The sequence below is a fragment of the Proteus genomosp. 4 str. ATCC 51469 genome (genome assembly GCF_003144375.1).
Lineage (GTDB): Bacteria > Pseudomonadota > Gammaproteobacteria > Enterobacterales > Enterobacteriaceae > Proteus.
Window position 1 is genome coordinate 23,367 of the sequence record NZ_PENV01000022.1, and the last position, 18,704, is coordinate 42,070.

General features: G+C 37.8%; 17 protein-coding genes, 1 tRNA gene and 1 pseudogene. 10 read left to right on the plus strand and 9 right to left on the minus strand.

Translation table 11 applies throughout. The features are described from left to right. Nucleotides 1-17 precede the first annotated feature (17 nt). A complete protein-coding gene (gene uspB / locus DK866_RS17565) occupies nt 18-350 on the minus strand; it encodes a universal stress protein UspB (protein WP_072068946.1) in 333 nt (110 codons plus the stop codon). Between the two features lie 405 nt (nt 351-755). Between uspB and uspA the strand changes: the two genes are divergently transcribed. Further along, on the plus strand, nt 756-1,190 hold the full coding sequence (gene uspA, locus DK866_RS17570; RefSeq protein ID WP_072068945.1) for a universal stress protein UspA: 435 nt from the start codon (nt 756-758) through the stop codon (nt 1,188-1,190). A gap of 252 nt (nt 1,191-1,442) precedes the next feature. After that, complete coding sequence (gdhA, locus tag DK866_RS17575) at nt 1,443-2,783, plus strand: NADP-specific glutamate dehydrogenase (protein WP_109409953.1); 1,341 nt, start codon at nt 1,443-1,445, stop codon at nt 2,781-2,783. Nucleotides 2,784-2,857: 74 nt separating this feature from the next. Here gdhA and rsmJ read toward each other — a convergent pair whose 3' ends face one another. Both rsmJ and prlC read right to left on the minus strand, forming a co-directional pair. Next, entirely contained in the window at nt 2,858-3,604 is a 747-nt protein-coding gene (gene rsmJ, locus DK866_RS17580) for a 16S rRNA (guanine(1516)-N(2))-methyltransferase RsmJ (RefSeq protein ID WP_109409954.1), read from the minus strand. A gap of 3 nt (nt 3,605-3,607) precedes the next feature. Beyond that, nucleotides 3,608-5,650 carry an oligopeptidase A gene (prlC, locus tag DK866_RS17585; protein WP_109409955.1) on the minus strand — a complete coding sequence of 681 codons (2,043 nt, stop codon included), beginning with the start codon at nt 5,648-5,650 and terminating at the stop codon, nt 3,608-3,610. A 241-nt stretch (nt 5,651-5,891) separates the two neighbouring features. Between prlC and DK866_RS17590 the strand changes: the two genes are divergently transcribed. Together DK866_RS17590 and DK866_RS17595 are read left to right on the plus strand one after the other, a co-directional pair. Continuing rightward, nucleotides 5,892-5,986 (plus strand) — tRNA-Sec (locus DK866_RS17590). Between the two features lie 170 nt (nt 5,987-6,156). Further along, nucleotides 6,157-7,191 (plus strand): annotated as a pseudogene (locus tag DK866_RS17595) (virulence RhuM family protein). Nucleotides 7,192-7,325: 134 nt separating this feature from the next. Here DK866_RS17595 and DK866_RS17600 read toward each other — a convergent pair. Together DK866_RS17600 and yajD are read right to left on the minus strand one after the other, a co-directional pair. Next, complete coding sequence (locus DK866_RS17600) at nt 7,326-7,697, minus strand: YibL family ribosome-associated protein (protein WP_109409956.1); 372 nt, start codon at nt 7,695-7,697, stop codon at nt 7,326-7,328. Nucleotides 7,698-7,807: 110 nt separating this feature from the next. After that, nucleotides 7,808-8,155, minus strand: coding sequence for an HNH nuclease YajD (yajD, locus tag DK866_RS17605; protein ID WP_006534437.1), 348 nt, complete (start codon nt 8,153-8,155; stop codon nt 7,808-7,810). 236 nt (nt 8,156-8,391) lie between these two features. On the opposite strand from yajD, the gene DK866_RS17610 reads away from it, so the two are divergent. Together DK866_RS17610 and DK866_RS17615 are read left to right on the plus strand one after the other, a co-directional pair. Further along, nucleotides 8,392-8,925, plus strand: a complete 534-nt coding sequence (locus tag DK866_RS17610) for a DUF2058 domain-containing protein (RefSeq protein ID WP_109409957.1) — start codon at nt 8,392-8,394, stop codon at nt 8,923-8,925. Nucleotides 8,926-9,024: 99 nt separating this feature from the next. Continuing rightward, complete coding sequence (locus tag DK866_RS17615) at nt 9,025-9,507, plus strand: cold-shock protein (RefSeq protein WP_109409958.1); 483 nt, start codon at nt 9,025-9,027, stop codon at nt 9,505-9,507. Nucleotides 9,508-9,517: 10 nt separating this feature from the next. Here the strand turns inward: DK866_RS17615 and DK866_RS17620 are convergent, their stop codons facing one another. After that, on the minus strand, nt 9,518-10,243 hold the full coding sequence (locus DK866_RS17620; RefSeq protein WP_109409959.1) for an RluA family pseudouridine synthase: 726 nt from the start codon (nt 10,241-10,243) through the stop codon (nt 9,518-9,520). Nucleotides 10,244-10,367: 124 nt separating this feature from the next. On the opposite strand from DK866_RS17620, the gene DK866_RS17625 reads away from it, so the two are divergent. From DK866_RS17625 to DK866_RS17640, 4 genes are all read left to right on the plus strand, one after another. Next, nucleotides 10,368-10,613 (plus strand): DUF2543 family protein, encoded by a 246-nt coding sequence (locus DK866_RS17625; RefSeq protein ID WP_109409960.1) that lies wholly within the window; start codon nt 10,368-10,370, stop codon nt 10,611-10,613. Between the two features lie 196 nt (nt 10,614-10,809). Further along, nucleotides 10,810-11,550 (plus strand): MurR/RpiR family transcriptional regulator, encoded by a 741-nt coding sequence (locus DK866_RS17630; RefSeq protein WP_109409961.1) that lies wholly within the window; start codon nt 10,810-10,812, stop codon nt 11,548-11,550. A 327-nt stretch (nt 11,551-11,877) separates the two neighbouring features. Continuing rightward, nucleotides 11,878-13,434: a PTS transporter subunit EIIC gene (locus DK866_RS17635; RefSeq protein WP_109409962.1), complete on the plus strand. Its 1,557-nt coding sequence runs from the start codon at nt 11,878-11,880 to the stop codon at nt 13,432-13,434. A gap of 11 nt (nt 13,435-13,445) precedes the next feature. Continuing rightward, on the plus strand, nt 13,446-14,816 hold the full coding sequence (locus tag DK866_RS17640) for a class-II fumarase/aspartase family protein (RefSeq protein ID WP_109409963.1): 1,371 nt from the start codon (nt 13,446-13,448) through the stop codon (nt 14,814-14,816). Nucleotides 14,817-14,902: 86 nt separating this feature from the next. On the opposite strand, the gene DK866_RS17645 is transcribed toward DK866_RS17640, so the two are convergent. From DK866_RS17645 to DK866_RS17655, 3 genes are all read right to left on the minus strand, one after another. Continuing rightward, nucleotides 14,903-16,219, minus strand: coding sequence for a sodium-dependent transporter (locus tag DK866_RS17645; protein WP_109409964.1), 1,317 nt, complete (start codon nt 16,217-16,219; stop codon nt 14,903-14,905). A 495-nt stretch (nt 16,220-16,714) separates the two neighbouring features. Continuing rightward, nucleotides 16,715-17,470 (minus strand): fimbrial biogenesis chaperone, encoded by a 756-nt coding sequence (locus DK866_RS17650; protein ID WP_162557028.1) that lies wholly within the window; start codon nt 17,468-17,470, stop codon nt 16,715-16,717. A 52-nt stretch (nt 17,471-17,522) separates the two neighbouring features. Continuing rightward, the gene (locus DK866_RS17655) at nt 17,523-18,686 is read right to left on the minus strand and encodes a hypothetical protein (RefSeq protein ID WP_162557029.1); all 1,164 of its coding nucleotides are present in this window, start codon (nt 18,684-18,686) and stop codon (nt 17,523-17,525) included. Nucleotides 18,687-18,704 lie beyond the last annotated feature (18 nt).

An 18,704-nucleotide genomic window follows, 5' to 3' on the forward strand; every position in this document is an offset into this window, starting at 1 on the left:
TTTTTTGTTTTTGTCACCTACCAAATAAGCATCGCAATTAAGCTTGCTACAGCCAAAATACAAAAACGGCTAACAAGATAAAATTGCCGATAAATTCGCTCACAACGCATAATCACTTCAGGATTATGATGGTTGGTATATTGGCGTTGGTTGATGTAGCGGATAAGTCGCAATTGTTTTGAAAATTGCCCATGCATAGTAAAAAATCCATTACCATCTACTGATTGATAGAGTAACGGATCAGATTGGCGCAGTATTGTGAGTAATACCCGAATAGATGAAAAATAACGCATCATATTAATCAGGCAAAGAATACAGAGCGCCCAAAAGATAACAATGACATTAAACATAATCCCCTCCCTAGAATAATAGATTCAGAGATGAGAAAACCTTTACCCATAGAGGTTATTTTTTCTCTTATTTAAGTTTAGGTGAAATTAAGCAATAAACAAAAGTGACGTGTTCAAGTTGTTTCCTTTTTCAAAAAAATGGATAAAAAATAACTCTAAAAGGGTGTTTTTGTTGTTTTTTATACTCAATTCTCATTATTATGATGATATTGTCGGTGAATGACATCGTGATAATCTAAAATGGTGTATATTGTTATTTATCGATAGATGCTTTCTTGATGAATTTAACATAAGTTGTGATCAAGGCGACATCTAACTTTCATCTTAAAACGTTATATTTAATACATAGGATTTAGGCTTAACCGCCTTTCCAACCGATTAATCAGCTTATGGAAGGAGTTCACGATGGCTTATAAGCATATTCTAGTGGCAGTTGATTTATCCCCTGAGAGTAACGTCTTAGTACAGAAAGCTGTATCTATGGCAAAACCCTATAATGCCAAAGTTTCCTTAATTCACGTTGATGTTAACTATTCTGATCTTTATACCGGTCTAATTGATGTCAACCTCGGTGATATGCAACAACGTATTACTGATGAAACCCGTAACGCGTTAAAAGACCTCTCAGATAAATCAGGTTATGAAATTCAGGAAACCTTGAGTGGTAGCGGTGATTTAGGCCAAGTTCTGGTTGATGCGATTAAAAAATACGATATGGATTTAGTTGTTTGCGGTCATCACCAAGACTTCTGGAGCAAATTGATGTCATCAGCACGTCAATTAATTAATACTGTGCATGTTGATATGTTAATTGTTCCTCTGAAAGATGATGAAGAATAATCGCTTGCTTGTTTAAGCAAAAAAAATGCCTGCTTATGCAGGTATTTTTTTGCCTAAAATTCCTATTTTTCCTGCTGTTAAGTGGAGTCAACCTTTTTTTTTTGTCTAATTATGAAAAAAATGTCTTGAAGTGTGAATGTATTTTAATGATATATTCAAGAAGCAAAACAACATCAACCTCACAAAACCCAAAAATATTCCGAATAAATGAGGTTATGCCAACATCACATTACACAAAAAAGGAATAGCGGAATGAATATATCTGGCTCATTGTCTTCGTTTTTAGAAGGGGTAGAAAAATATAACGCTCATCAACCTGAGTATCATCAGGCGGTTCGTGAAGTTTTTACCACTTTGTGGCCTTTTTTAGAAAAAAATCCACAATATCGTGAACAATCATTACTTGAGCGCTTAGTTGAGCCTGAACGTATTATTCAGTTTCGCGTTTGTTGGTTAGATGATAAAGGGCAAGTGCAAGTTAACCGTGCATGGCGTATCCAATTTAACTCAGCTATCGGGCCTTACAAAGGTGGTATGCGTTTTCATCCTTCTGTGAATCTCTCTATCCTAAAATTCTTAGGTTTTGAACAAACATTTAAAAATGCCTTAACGACATTACCAATGGGTGGCGCGAAAGGTGGCTCTGACTTTAATCCTAAAGGTAAAAGTCATGGGGAAGTCATGCGTTTTTGTCAGGCTTTAATGACTGAACTTTATCGTCATTTAGGGGCTAACACAGATGTTCCAGCAGGAGATATTGGTGTAGGTGCGCGAGAAGTTGGCTTTATGGCAGGTATGATGAAAAAACTGTCTAATAGCAATGAATGTGTATTTACAGGCAAAGGTCTTTCATTCGGGGGCAGTTTAATCCGCCCAGAAGCCACTGGATATGGTTTAGTTTACTTTACTAATGCGATGCTTAAACGTCATGGTATGTCTCTTGAGGGGATGCGTGTGGCGGTTTCTGGAGCAGGTAATGTTGCACAGTTTACTATCGAAAAATGTTTAGAATTAGGCGCTAAAGTCATAACTGCATCGGATTCAGGTGGTACTGTGGTTGATGAAGCCGGATTTACTACTGAAAAACTCACACGCCTAACTGAAATTAAAAATAATTACGGTCGTGTTGAAGAGTATGCCAAAGAGTTTGGTTTAACCTATCTTGAAGGGAAACAACCTTGGGCTATTCCTGTTGATATTGCTCTACCTTGTGCAACACAAAATGAATTAGATCTAGAGGCTGCAAAAGTCTTGATCAAAAATGGTGTTAAAGCCGTTGCTGAAGGTGCGAATATGCCCACAACGATTGCAGCAACAGATGCCTTTATCGAAGCAGGTGTCCTTTTTGCACCAGGTAAAGCAGCTAATGCGGGCGGTGTTGCAACCTCTGGTTTAGAGATGGCGCAAAATGCAGCACGTTTAAGCTGGAAAGCAGAGAAAGTGGATGCTCGTTTACATCACATCATGTTAGATATTCACCATGCTTGTGTGAATTACGGTGGTGAAGGTAAGCAGACTAATTATATTCAAGGTGCGAACATTGCGGGCTTTGTCAAAGTTGCGGATGCAATGCTGGCTCAAGGCGTGCTGTAAATCTTACTGATTCTGAACGGGTGTTTAACACCCGTCAGATTTCAAACCAATTTTTTACCCTTATAAGTCAGTGTTTACACACAAGGGTAAATATCAAAACGGTGATTTTTTGTTGTTACATTGGCGTGTGCAGGCTGATTATTTAATGGCTCAGCATAATCAGGTCGTTTTACGACAACACGTTTTTTTGCCAACGTGATTGCCAGTTCTAGCAACGCATCTGCATCTTCATCTGCACCGACTAAAGATTGGAACACTCGCATCTCTTTTTTGACTAATGCACTTTTTGTTTTATGTGGGTACATCGGATCAAGATAGACAACATCAGGAGGAGGCGTGATCTCAGTGAGTGCTTGGGCAGAAGAGGCATGAATTAACGTCATTCTTTCTTGCATCCATTCACCAATGTCAGCATCAAGATAAGCACGTTTTAACCCATCTTCAAGTAATGCTGCAACCACGGGGTGACGCTCTACCATTCTGACTTTGCAACCAATAGATGCTAAGACAAATGCATCACGGCCAAGTCCTGCTGTTGCATCAACAACATCAGGTAGATAGTCTTTTTTGATCCCAACGGCTTTTGCCACCGCTTCACCTCGACCACCGCCAAATTTACGACGATGTGCCATGGTGCCTTCTACGAAATCCACATAGATGCCACCTAATTTAGGTTCATCTTGTTTGCGTAATTCAAGGTGAGTCGGCGTTAACACTAAAGCCATTGTTTGCGTTTCGTCGTGAACTAATCCCCAACGTAGCGCTAAATCTGATAAGGCGCTGTTATCAGCGCCTTCTTCACAAAGTAAACAGATATTCACATATCATCCTTTAATGCCGTAGCCTTTAAGCATAGCATCAAGTTTTGGCTCACGACCACGGAAGCGTTTAAACAGTTCCATTGGCTCTTCAGAACCGCCACGAGTTAAAATATTATCTAGGAATGATTGGCCTGTTTCGCGGTTAAAAATTCCTTCTTCGGAGAAACGAGAGAAGGCATCAGCTGCAAGCACATCAGCCCATAAATAGCTGTAATAACCTGCGGCATAACCACCTGCAAATATATGGCTAAAGGCATGAGGAAAACGAGCCCAAGGTGTTGAAGGAACAACAGATACTTGATCTTTCACACTGGTTAAGGTTTCCATTACACGAGCCCCTTTTGTGGGGTCATATTCTGCATGTAAACGGAAGTCAAATAGACCAAACTCTAGTTGGCGTAACACAAACATTGCAGACTGATAATTTTTTGCTTTAAGCATATTATCAAGCATTGCCTGTGGTAATGGTTCGCCAGTTTCATAATGGCCAGAAATAAAGGCTAATGCTTCAGGCTCCCAACACCAGTTTTCCATAAATTGGCTTGGTAATTCAACCGCATCCCATGGTACACCGTTAATGCCTGCAACATCGGCAGTATCAATTTGCGTTAACATATGATGTAAGCCATGGCCAAACTCATGGAAAAGTGTGGTGACTTCGTTATGTGTAAACAGTGCTGGTTTATCACCTACAGGCTTATTGAAGTTACAGGTGAGATAAGCAACAGGGTTTTGTAGCTTGCCATCGGCATGACGCATTCTTCCCATGCAGTCATCCATCCAAGCACCACCGCGTTTGTGTTCACGTGCATACAAATCAAGATAGAAGCTACCACGCAAGGTGTTACTGTCATCGTAAAGCTCAAAGAAACGAACATCATCATGCCAAGTGTCTATGTCGTTACGTTCTTTAGCAGTTAAACCATAGATACGATGAACAACTTCAAATAAGCCACTTAAAGCACGTTGTTCAGGGAAGTAAGGACGCAGTTGCTCATCATCGATTGAGAACAGATGTTGTTTCTGTTTTTCGCTATAGTAAGCCAAATCCCATGATTCTAATTTATCAACGCCATAGTGCTCTTTTGCAAATTGTGTGAGTTCAGCTAACTCTTCTTTACCTTGTGGGTGAGCGCGTTGTGCTAAGTCAGTTAAAAAACTAAGGACTTGTTCTGGAGACTCTGCCATTTTAGTGGCGAGTGACTTTTCAGCATAATTTTTGAAACCAAGGAGTTGAGCGAGTTCGTGGCGTAATGCAAGGATTTCAGCGATAATTTCGCTATTATCCCACTGACCTGCATTTGGGCCTTGATCGGAGGCTCGCGTACTATAAGCGATACTCATCTCTTTTCTTAGTTCACGATTATCAGCATATGTCATGACAGGCAGATAGCTTGGCATATCAAGCGTTAATAGGTAGCCTTCTTGCTCTTTGGCTTGTGCGATAGCTTTTGCAGCGTCAATAGCACTTTGAGGCATACCGGATAAATCTTCTACATCAGTAATTAGTTTAGACCAACCCATTGTTGCATCTAATACATTATTTCCATATTTAGCGCCTAACTCAGACATACGCGCGCTGATTTCACCAAAACGCTGTTGTTTCTCTTTGGGTAAACTGATACCTGACAATTCAAAGTCACGTAATGCGTTTTCAATTGCTTTTTTTTGTGGTTGAGTTAATGCATTAAAATCAGCACTTTCTTTAATTGATTTATAAGCTTGATATAAGCCTTCATGTTGCCCCATCCACGTACTGAATTCAGACAGCAATGGTAAACTTTGTTCATACGCTTCACGTAGTTCAGCGCTATTTTTGACAGAATTCAAATGACTGACTGGAGACCAAACACGAGAAAGTTTATCGCCTGCTTCTGCTAATGGCTGACAAAGGTTATCCCAGTTAAATTGGGTATTTTCAGCCAGTAATCTTTCAACTGTTTCACGGTAAGTTGTTAACACTTCTTTTAATGCAGGAACAACATGTTCTGGTTTGATCTGGGAAAATGCAGGTAATCCCGTTGTGCTAAGTAATGGATTTGACATAAAAAACATCCTGTATTTTGGTTTGCAGTGACGTAAAACACACCACTGAGTTTATTCGTTATAGATAGTAAGATGAGGATGAAACTGTATAAGTTCAATAGTATCGCGGTAATTATCCGAAGTTTTACTCAAAAACGGGATTATTTTATTTGAAAGGAGTTTTATTGATTTGATGCACTTGGGATTAAAAATAATTCAGCGTATAATCATCTTGTTATTTCCTTTTGACCCATTCAAAAATGGAAGATCATCGTCCCCGGTGGGGCGGCTGGACTTCAAATCCAGATGGGGCCGCCAGCGGTCCTTGGCAGGTTCGACTCCTGTGATCTTCCGCCACTTCTTGTTTTTATCACTTCCCAATAAAGCCTTTTGTTATCTCTTTATCATATTGTTTTTTGGAAAAATAATAAGTTTATTCTCTATTTACAGTCACCCTTATTTTTTGGACAAACATGGTATATTGTTACTCACGGTTTATTTATAACGTATAGAGTGGGGGCGGTGTAATGAGCGAAAATCTTCCTGAAGCACCACAGGGTGAATTTGTTTTATTCCGAAGTGAAGATGGTAAAACTCGCGTCGAATGCCGTTTTGAGTCTGACACACTGTGGTTATCTCAATCCTCTATTTGTGAGCTTTACGGTAAAGCTAAAGCCACGATTAGTGAGCATATCAGCAATATTTTTACTGAAGGCGAGTTAGTCGAAGATTCAGTTGTTCGGTTTTACCGAACAACTGCGGATGATGGCAAACAGTACAATGTAAAATACTTCAATCTTTCTATGGTTCTCGCTGTCGGTTATCGCGTCCGTTCCATTCGCGGAACACAGTTTCGCCAGTGGGCAACACAAACTTTAGAACAGTATCTGATCAAAAGGTTTGTGATGGATGATGAAAGGTTGAAAAATCTGCCTGTCGGTCAATCTGTTGTTCCTGATTACTTTGATGAGATGCTCGAACGTATCCGTGATATTCGTGCTAGTGCGCGACGCGTGTATTTACGGGTGAAAGAAATTTTCACTATGGCAGCGGACTACGAGCCTTCCAATAAAGAAACTAATCGTTTTTTTCAAACCATCCGAAACAAACTGCATTTTGCTTGTACGGAAATGACTGCCGCTGAGCTTATTGCTAGCCGTGCAGATGCCAGTCAGCCAGATATGGGTTTAACTAGCTATAAGTCGGACGAAGTGCGTAAAACGGATGTAACGATTGCGAAGAATTATCTACGAGAAAATGAACTCAAAGAATTAAATCGTATCGTCAATATGTGGTTGGATTTTGCTGAAGACCAAGCATTGCGCCGTAAGCAGGTTTTTTTACAGGATTGAGATACCAAGCTGGATCAGTTTTTAAGTTTCAATGACCGTGAAGTTTTGCAAGGTGTTGGTGGGATTAGTAAGAAAGTAGCTGACGAGAAAGCCAAAGATGTATTTGATGTTTTTTCTCAAAAACGTCGTCAACTAAAAGAGGCTGAAGGGGCTAGAGCGAATATTGTGGTGCTAAAAGGTTTGCTGAAAAAAAGTAAGCAGAAGAAGTAGCTTTCAAGCTTTCGTGATACTTTACTTCCTAATCTTTTATTAGGATAACTGACGGTTCATAACAACGAAAAGTATATTAAGAACCTTTCAGTATTAGTCGATCATTACAGGTTTTAGTTGGATTAATTATCTAACTAGAAATCAGTCTTAGAAAAACCAGTCATTCCCTCTAGCTCCATTTCACGACCTAATGCCGTCATTGGATGGACAATAACCAAGCCTTGCACTGCTTTCTTCAGCTTACCAATATCAGCCTGTTCTTTCTTAGTGATGAGGCGTTTGAACGGCATATTCTCTAATTTCTGCGCTTCTTTACTTAGTTTATTGTTACGTACTGCTTTCAGATGAGCAATTTCAGCTTCCAGTTCTACTTTTTCTTTCTCAAACTCTGCGTATTTCTCCGCTTTTTCTACTTCATCTGACGGAGAGATATTTGCCATCTTGTGACGAATAAGGTCTAAACGGTCGCTAAGGAGTTTAATTTTTGCTTTTTCGATTTCTTTCATTATTAATTAACCATGAACAAATTTCTTGTTGGTAAGTATACATCATTGTGCATAGGTGCGTGAAAATAGGGTAGATTGTCTGCTTTGCACTAAAGCAGACATTGCATTCACTATTTCTTCTTATTGAGCATCGACTTTAAATCAGCAAAAGGATTATAGGTTGCTGCACCGACATCGTCTTGCGCATCTTCACCAGCGACAACCGTTGTGCCGTATTGGTCTGCTTCTGTGTATTTAGAGTGCTCGTGATCATGGCAAAACAGACACAATAACTCCCAGTTACTACCGTCTTCTGGGTTATTGGTATGGTCGTGATCAATATGATGAACGGTTAGTTCACGTAAATTTGAATAAACAAACTCACGAGCACAACGTCCACATACCCACGGGTAGATTTTCAGTGCTTTTTCACGGTAGCCACTTTCCAACCGTGCATAGTTTTTTGGGATCAGAGCCATTGTTAGTATTACCTGTTATAAGAGAAAGTTTGATAATAGTTTTTCCAATATACTCTGAATACAAGGATAGGTTCAAATGTTGCTAAAACTACTTATCATGTGATTGCTAATACTTAAATATTTTCTTAAGTAGCGGAATTTTTAAATCAGTTTTCTTCAACATCTTTCCAATCTAATGCACTCTTAGAAATTACAGGTATAATTTCAAAAATTATTTAGCAGATTTAGGTATAAAAATGGCAAAACTTACCTTACAAGAGCAAATGTTAAAAGCAGGGCTTGTGACCAGTAAAAAAATGGCAAAAGTCCAAAGAACGGCAAAAAAATCACGTGTTCAAGCGCGAGAAGCGAGAGAAGCCGTAGAAGAAAATAAAAAAGCTCAACTTGAGCGCGATAAACTGCTTAGCGAACAACAAAAACAAGCGACTTTATCTAAAGAATATAAAGCGCAAGTTAAGCAACTTATTGAGATGAATAGAATTACGCCAGCAAAAGGCGATATTGATTTTAATTTCACTGACAATAATGTGATTAAAAAAATTGTGGTGGATAAACTGACGCAATCTCAATTAATTAGTGGGCGTCTTGCTATTGCTCGTCTGGATAATGCAGGTAAAACGGAATACGCGATTATTCCAGCCAGTGTTGCGGATAAAATCACACAAAGAGACGTGGACTCTATCTTGTTGAATAATGCACTGAGCGAGACAGAACAAGATGAAGACGATCCTTATGCTGATTTTAAAATCCCAGATGATTTGATGTGGTAATGCAAAGTAGCTTATTAGCTCAAAGGCATAGTCTGTATAAGCATTGTGCTTTATACTGCATCTGGAAATTTTTGTAGATAAACGATTAAGTAGGCGATAATGGCAATGAACGGAATAATCACAAAGTGGTTTGAAGATAAAGGTTTTGGATTTATTAAAGATGAAAACGGGGATAACCGTTATTTTCATGTGATTAAAGTTGCCAACCCTGCTTTGATAAAGACAGATGCAAATGTCACGTTTGAGCCGACCACCAATACCAAAGGTCTGTCTGCGTATGCGGTTAAAGTGATCCCAGATAGCAAATATGTTTATATTGCAGGTGAACGAGTTAAACTGACATCTATTAAATCATTTCGAATTTATAGTGAAGATGTGCCTGCAGACACGCATATTAACAAAGAAAATACCGTACTTTCTGTTGGTACGTTAATGAATAGTATTAGACCAAAATCAGCAGATGGTGCTAATAATATGCGTACGCTAAGAAAACTGGCGATCACCACAATGCACGGAACCGAAATAGTTTTTACTGAAGATGAACTTGATATCGATGAAACAGTAAAGGCGCTCAAACTGTAAATATCGACATTTAAAACGGGCTTTCGCAACGCGCTTTTATTGGTGCTTGGCTAATGGGGTGAACAAAATGAAGCTCACTCGCATGAAGCATAAGTCGCGGAGTCCGTTCAGCTCTTTTAGTTTCTTCCATTCTTTCATTCAAGTAGTAGCCGCTTCCTCCATATAAATCACAACCTAAAATAGGATGCCCTATAAATTGGCTGTGGATACGAAGTTGATGAGTTCTTCCCGTTTCAGGGGTAAATTGTACCCGTGTTAGAGGCAATAACGTTCCATTTTCTAACGTATGATAAAAACGCTCAATAATGTGATAACCAGAGCGTGCTGGTTTTCCGTTAATAGGGCAAATCGACATTCGTGGGAACAGAGCTGGATCTTTTGCAATCGGTGCATCAATCACTCCTTGATTCTCTTTCACATGACCACATAGTAGTGCGTTGTATACCTTGGTTACATTGCGTTGGCTAAATTGCTGACATAAAAGAGCATTGATTGCTTTATTGCGCGCCACAATCATCAATCCAGATGTACCAAAATCAAGCCGATGAACAAGTGTACATCCAGGAAATAACTTCACTAATCGATAATGTACCGAGTCGATATTTTGTGGATTTTTTCCTGATAAGCTCAATAGTCCTGTGGGTTTATTGATAAGGACTAAATGTTCGTCTTGATAGAGGATCTCGATTTCATCATGGCAAGGTGGGGCAATAAAAGTATCGATAATCGTAGACATCAGCTTATCCGCAGAAAAAGAAGGAAGTGGATGATAGCGAATTTTAGATTAATAGGCGAATGTAGAGATATACTCTTAGTAATTGTATATGACGAGTAGTAACGTTAATCCTTGGGGAGAATTTATGAACAATGAAATCCACTTTAAATATTATGACATGGTAGAAGAGTATTCACTGGAATCAACCGATCCTGTTGCTGAGAAAGAAGAAGATGCGCTTGCCCTCTATTTTCAATTATTACTCACTCGATTAATGAATAACGAAGAAATTAGTGAATTGGCGCAACAAGAGATGGCAAAAGAAGCAGGTATTGATCAAAAGCGCATTGACGATATAGCAATGTTTCTTAATCGCTGGGGTAATGAATAACACGTATTGGGCTCATTGATCGTGGGCTCAACAATCTCTCAATTCACAAAAAACAACTCTGATCCTACATAACTGTATGATTTAACGTATACTCGTTATCTATTTTATTGCACATAAGCGCGCGAAAAGAACGGGCATGCTTTTGGGATGTTCGCTCCTTTATCGGGGGTTTTATATTCAATTGGTTGGGTGAGATATGCTGGATTTCCTAAAGAATTATGACAATTTAACCATCAGCGAAAAAAAAGTATTAAAATATCTCACCGATAATATTGCAGATATACCCTATTTAAATATTAATGATTTAGTTGCAAAAACGTTTGTGTCAAAAACGGTGATCATTAATTTATCGCAAAAGTTAGGATTTAGTGGATTTAAAGAGCTTAAATTCCAAATTAATAATTATATTTTGACTCAAAATAAAGTTGAGAAAACGAGCACCGCATCTTATAAAAAGCAATTAGAAAAAAATATTAATAAAACATTTACCTTAATTAATGAAGAACAAATTCGAGAATGTGCGAAAACCTTACGTCACTCTAGGAATATTTTTATTGTGGCAAGGGGTACGAGTAAAGCAGTCGGTTATTACCTTGAACACCTTTTGTTTGCTTTAGGACTACATTGCTTTTTTATTAATGATTACAATTTATCTGACTCGTTTACTCGTCTTGTTAATGAAGACGACACAGTCATCTTTATTTCCCTTTCTGGTGGCACAAAAAAAATTATAGAAACAGCAAAAATTGTACAGTTAAAAGAAGCTAACATTATTAGTATGACAGCATTTAACACCAATGAATTAACCAGTTATGCAAGCCATGCTCTGTTTTGTTTTGCCGATAATCACGATACAAAAAAAGATGACACTAAATCACGCATTGGCTTTTTTATGCTGGTGGATTTACTGATAAATGAGCTAGAAACACTACTTTAAGTTCTAATAAACTGATAACCCTATTAGTTAAATATTCTTTCTATTTTCAATGTTTAAAAATCATTAATCTATCTGATTAAAATAATCATAAGTTATTTTTAAATAACCTTCTTTTTCAATATTAATATTAAATTCTAGGATCAATCTTCATTACTAAAATAAAAAACTGTTTATTATTATTAATCGAAGTATTTATTAAAAAGACCTAGGTCATAAAAAATGACTTGAGATAATATTTAAAACCGCCACGTCATTCATTTCCTATAATCCCTAAGCTAGAGTACCTCGGTAATTCTTTTATATTCGAGAAGTCATAAGGAAAAAAATATGGCCAGGAAAAAGTTCAGCGAATCTATTCAGCGCTTTGGTAGAACCCTACTTCTACCAATCGGTGTATTAGCACCTATCGGTATGATCTTGGGGATCAGTGGTGCTTTAGTTCAGTCTTATATGATTGCACGCTTTCCTTTCTTAGGAAATGAAACAGTCAATGCTTTATTAGTCAGTATCCGTTCTATTGCAGGTGTTGTGTTTGACAATATTCCACTTCTATTTGCAATGGGGGTGGCGTATGGAATGAGCCATAAAGATAAGGGGATCGCGGTCTTTGCCTCCGTGGTGGGTTATTTAACTTTGATAAGTACAATCAATATCTGGTTGGTATTGACTGGAAAGCTGGCTGATCCTGCCATTATGACGCAGGTTGGGCAAATCAAGGTTCTGGGTATACAAACCATGAATATCAGTGCCGCAGGGGGGATTATCACAGGATTAATCGCTGCATGGGCTACCGATAAATTCTATAACCTTGAATTGCCAACGGCATTTGCCTTCTTCTCAGGAAAAAAATCTGTCGCCATTATTATGGTCGGATTAATGATTGGCGTAGGTGCATTGCTGCCATTTATTTGGGAAGTATTAGTCATGGGCTTAACTAAGCTCTCAGCTGTCTTCTTAAGTCCTGTTGGACCTTTCTTTACCGCAGGTGGTGAGCGTCTATTTATTCCATTTGGTTTACACCACGTCTGGAACGTTCTGTTTAGATTTACTGAAGCCGGTGGTTCTTATGTGATTGATGGGCAAACCTATGTGGGCGTTGTTCCAGCAATGACAGAAGTATTATTTAACCAAGGGCCAAGTAGTGAATATTGGGCAATGATGCCAAGCCTGACGCGTTTTATGGCTCAGCAACAAATGTTGGTTACGTTGTTCTTATTCCCTGCGATTGCATTAGCGATTTATAAAACCTCGAAAAAAGAGAACCGTGCTGAAGTTAAATCGATGCTGGTGACGATGGTCTTAACTGCAATGTTAGGTAACGTGACTGAACCTCTTGAATTCACCTTCGTCTTTATCGCACCACTACTCTATTTAATTTACGCGATTATCGTGGGTATTGGCGCAGTTCTGCTCTCTTTTGCTGGTGTTGCAATTGGTTATATCCGAGGCACCGTCTTTGACTTTACTATCTTTGGTTTACTGTACGAACACACTAACTGGATCTTCTTAGTGCTGATTGGGAGTGTGCTTGCGGTTGTGACTTACTTCATTTTCTACTGGGCTATCGTCAAATTTGATATCAAAACCCCAGGTAGAGAAGAATCAAGCAATATGAAAAACACGCTAATCAAAGAAAAACGTTATGGCGAAATTGCAGAAATCTTAATTCAAGCGTTAGGTGGCAAACAAAATATTCGTAATGTTGATAACTGTATTACACGGCTACGTATTGATATTAATGAAGTTAATCAAATAGATAAAGAACTAATGTTGGAATCTGGATGTACAGCATTCTTCTTTCCGGCAGCAAACCATGTCCATGTCGTTTATGGCCCTAAAGTCGAATTTGTTCGCAATGCTGTTGATGAAGCAATGAAGAAATAAAAGGATACATGATGAGAGCGTTATACGATTCTAAAAGTAAAACAATCGACGATCGCGGTATAAAAAATCTGCTGTCCAATGAAGCTAAATATTCAACTTGGTTGATGTTTGAAGCAATGTTAGCGCAAGCACAAGCTGAATACGGTTTTATTCCACAGTCTGCCGCCGATGAAATTAAAGAAAAGGCGATTATAGAGAATATCGATTTTGAAGAGATGAACCGTATTTATCAAAAAATCGGTCATGGCTTTGTACCTTTTTTAAAAGTACTGGTAAATGCGTGCTCTGAAGAGAGTGGTAAATATGTGCACTACGGTATTACCACGCAAAATATACAGCAAAGTTCACAGCTGTATATGATGAAAACAGTACACAATAAATTCATGTTATTGTTAAGCGAAATTATTGAAAACTTATCTAATCTTGCTGAAAAAACAAAACATATGGTGATGGCAGGTAGAACGCATGGTCGTCATGCTATTCCTATTACTTATGGGTACAAAGTTTCAGTATGGATCAGCGATTTTATTGATTGCTACCAACGTATGAAAGAATGCGAAAAGCGAGTATTCACCATTATGATGGGTGGGGCTGTAGGTGCTTTTAACTCAATGCCAGAAGTGGGGATGAAAGTACAAAAGCGCGTTGCTGAATTAGTGGGTATGCAAGCAATGGAAGTGCCATCACGTAACCTAAGTACGCATAAATTAGAGTACATGATGAACTTGGCGCTGATGGCTAACATCTGCCATAAAATTGGTGAAGAGGTTTATAGCACTACATTAGAAGAAATTGCTGAAGTTTCTGAAGGATTTACAAAAGGCACTGTGGGAAGTAGCACGATGCCTCATAAAATTAATCCAAAATTAGCGAAAGGTATTATTGCTAACTCACAGAAACTGTACTCGTTACCTAATGTAGGGATGTACTCTGCGGTAAGACCTTATGAAGGTGATAGCAGTTCTTATATGCTATTCGATGGCTTAATTGAAGAAGCGTTAGAACTTACAACAGAAATTTTGTTAAGAACGGAAGAGCTTTCAAGAACCATCGTTCCTCATGAAGAGAGAATGCTACATAACGTGATGAGAAATAAGGGTTTAGATAATACCGAATACGTTATGATGAAAATGGCAGAAAAATTAGGTAAAGATAAAGCGCATTCACTGTTATATGAAGAAGCCATTAAAACGGCTGCAGATGGTGAAGATTTTTATACTAACCTGATGAAGAATGAAACTATTACAGCCGCTTTTAATGCAGATGAAATTAAGGCAATGCTTGATCCTCGCTCTTATATTGGTCTATCCGTTGAGCTTGCTGAAAAAGAAGCAAAACGTGGGTTAGCAGTTTCTCAAGAAATTAAACAAAGTTATAAATAAATAGTAAAAACCATCAAGTATCCATAAAAAATCATTATCAGTTAAGCCAAGAGCCACTCATTTGAGTGGCTCTTTTTCGTTGATAATTAGCCAATCAATCCATGAATTAAAATAATTCCGATACAAATTGGACCAATATAACGCCAAACCAATAATAAGCATTGGCGTTTTACTCCTGAGATATTTTCAGGGATCAAGGCATTTGCTCTACGTGACCAACCAAAGATTAAACACATTGCGATACCGAACAGTGGCATCAAAATATTAGAAGTCAGGTAATCCAACAAATCAAAGACCGTTTTACCTGCGAATGTCACATCACTCATAGGGCCGAAAGATAATGAAACTGGAATACCCATCAGCATAATAGAGGCTGTAACCACTAACCCTGCACGACGACGAGTCCATTGAAAACGCATCTGTACATAAGCCACGATATGTTCAAGTAATGAAATTGCAGAGGTTAACGCCGCCATTAATAACAAGACAAAGAAAGTCACTGCTAAAATATTACCGCCGGGTAAGTTGGCAAAATAGACTGGCATAGTCATAAAGGTTAAACCAGGGCCAGCATTAGGCTCTAAGCCTGCGGCAGATAATGCAGGGAAAATCATTAATCCGGCAAGCACACACACCATACAAGATAAAATAACCACCCACATACTGGAGTTAGCAATACCTTTATTATCTGCTAAATAAGCACTGTAAGTGATATGAATGCCTAAACCGATAGACAGTGAGAAGAAGGCTAACCCTAATGCATCTAATACGCCTTGAGGGGTTAACTTACTAAAATCAGGGTATAAAAATAATTTTAAACCTTCAGAAGAACCGGGTAAGCTGATACCAACAATAATCAATAAAATCATAATGATAAATAACATTGGCATCATGATTTTGACGGCTTTTTCTAATCCACGTTGTACACCCGCTAAAACCACAAAACAGGTTAATCCAGCAAAGGCAAGGTGAGCCAAAATAGGCCATAAAGGATTGCTAATAAAACGAGTAAAGATACCTGTTAATTCAGCGCTATCTGTAATATTCAACTGACCTGTTGCCGCCATAACGGTATAGCCGATTGTCCAACCACCAACAACACTATAGAAGCTATAAATACACCAAGAGCTGAATACACCAATAACGCCAATGATGACCCAATTACGTCCCATCATTTTTTTAAAGGCATTAACGGCTTCTGCGTGTGTGCTACTGCCTAAGATATTCTCAGCCAGTAATACAGCAAGCCCAATAATGAAACTAAATAACAAAAAGACAATTAAAAATGCGCCGCCACCATTATTGGCTGCGACATAAGAAAACTTCCAGATGGCACCAATACCGATTGCCGATCCCGCGGCTGCTAATATATGGCCGACTCTTGATGTCCATTGTTGACTCATTTTGCCTCCTGCTTCATTTGGTCTGTTATAGAAGGCATTGCCATACAATTGGTTATTGAGAAGACGTTGTCACTCATCATCCTTATGGTAAAACTCAACATCATAGAAACTCCCCTAAAAATAATTTCACCAGTAGGGGGCACAACAAAAAAGCCACCTAACTGGTGGCTTTTGCAAAAAAATGAACGTGCTTGGCCACCTAACGAAGGAGTAGTAGGTTTAGGCCTAGGAGTCGGTTATTGGTGTTCATATTCATCTTTTTGCTCTTTATTGATATGAATTTGGTTAATTGCAGTGATTTATTGATTGTCACTGCTAACAAATGACCCTTTTGTTATATCACAAAACCAAACTATTAACAGTCTTATTTTTAAAGATGGTAGATTGTATTTTTTCTTACATTTAATAATGATAAAAGAAGAGAAAATTGATTAAGGAAATATCAATTTAAAAACAAATGGTTATAAATTTATATTTATAGATAGAGCAATGAAATTAAGATGAACTTATTTCAGAAGATTGTTCTTTTAATGGAAATGAATTTTCATCGAGAAGATTCCATTTTACCTTTTCACTATTTTGAACTTGAGCTGGCAATTGGTAGTGTTGCTCTCCAAAAGGAGGTAATGGTTTAATTAATTGTTCATCATTAATGGCGGCTGTACCAACGACTAATTTATCTATCGATACAAAAATAGGTGAGTTATTACTGACAATGAGTTTGTTACCAGCTAGCTTAAAGCTAATTTTATCTTGCACATTTTCGATAGTGAGTTTTTCAAGGGCTTTAGGACGGTAATAAACCTTGAAGTTGAACTCACGTAAAATAGCCATACTAATGTTATCTTCACTGCTTTTTTGCACAGATGGGATCAGTAAAAAACGTGCTAAGTAGATTGATTCTCTATCTTTCGGCAATTTATTGGTATCTGAGGCAAAAAGAAGTCGCCATTCATAATATTGCCCTGGCATTAATTTATACAAAGGAGGTGTAATAATAAAAGGTGTTTCATCCCGTTTAGTGAGATCTTTTTGTCCTGTATCGTTATCTAGCCATTGCATATTTGCTTGTACTAAATAGGGAGATTGTTCTGCATTTCTTAATCCAACAGAAATACTTTTTTCACCTTCAACATAGGTTTTTCTCTGCAATGAAAAAATAATATTATTGAGTGATTCGGCATAGCTACTTGCTGTAAATACAGTCAATATCGTCAATAAAAATAAGTAAAGTGGGTAACGTTGTTTCATTAATTTAGCTCTTATCATTATCAATTTATTTAAGTTTTATTAATGTCGGTGATCAGACTTTTGTGTAAACCGTCACTACGGCTTTACCACGATATTTCCCTGGTTGTACGGTGTCATCAGAACAGATAGCCCATTTTATCCCTAAATTTTCCATTTGATTGTATTTAGCGATAACAGGTAATTGGAGCTCTTGGTTATTAAAATTTAACAAATCTTGAGAACCCGCATCTTTACAAGATAAAGAAGGGCTGGCTCCATTAACAAAAGGTTTACCCAAAACCCAAGGCGCGGGATCATTGGCGCTACCATTTTGTTTATTTAGCACTAATTTAGTTGGTTCACTATCATTGACTTTTCCTTCCGTGACAACCGCAGAAATAAAGACAGGATGTCCATCTCCAGTACAACTATAAGTTAATGACGACTCTTGAATAACCTCATTTTCTCGATTCATTACAACGCTAATATTATTATTGGAAACACTGCTAATTTGGCAAACTCGAACAATTTTTAAATTAGCACGTACGTTAACTCTTAAATTTGCATTAGCCCCAGAAGAATAGCCTTGTGTAACAATATAAATAGGTGCACCTTTATAAGAAAGATAACCTGGAGAGAGTTTCTCTGTTACATAAACGGGATAGCGATCATTATTATAGACTTCGATACTTTTGTGGCCACCCGCTGAAGTCTCTTGATTTTGTGGATAAAAGCAGGCATTCATAGAGGAATAGTTGCTGATTAATCCATTATTGTTGCGTGAAAAAAAAGTACCTGAATAGGATGAATTTAAGTAACTCCCATTAGCCCTCACTTCATATTTTAATGTAGGGGTGACATAAATATTTATATTACCTTTATCATCGGTAAGGGGTAACCCATATTTACTATTACTATTGGGAACTTGTTTAAAAATATCTATACCTCGGTAACAATAAAATTCGTTCCCAGTAATCCCAACAAGTGACTCAACTTGAGACCATTCACCTAAGTTATTATCATATTCATCATAGATAGGTTCATGGCTATTAATTAAGGTCTTTCCTGTTAATATACCTCTGACATATTGAGGTGTATTGGGATCAGGATTTTTAGCTAAATCAACAGTACCAATTAATGTGAGTGTCATAGAGCCATAGCTTTGATTGCTATAAGCATGAAATGGCAATAAAAATAGAGTAAAAAAAGAGACTAATTTGATTGAATTAAATTTCACTTGAACCTCGTTTTTATC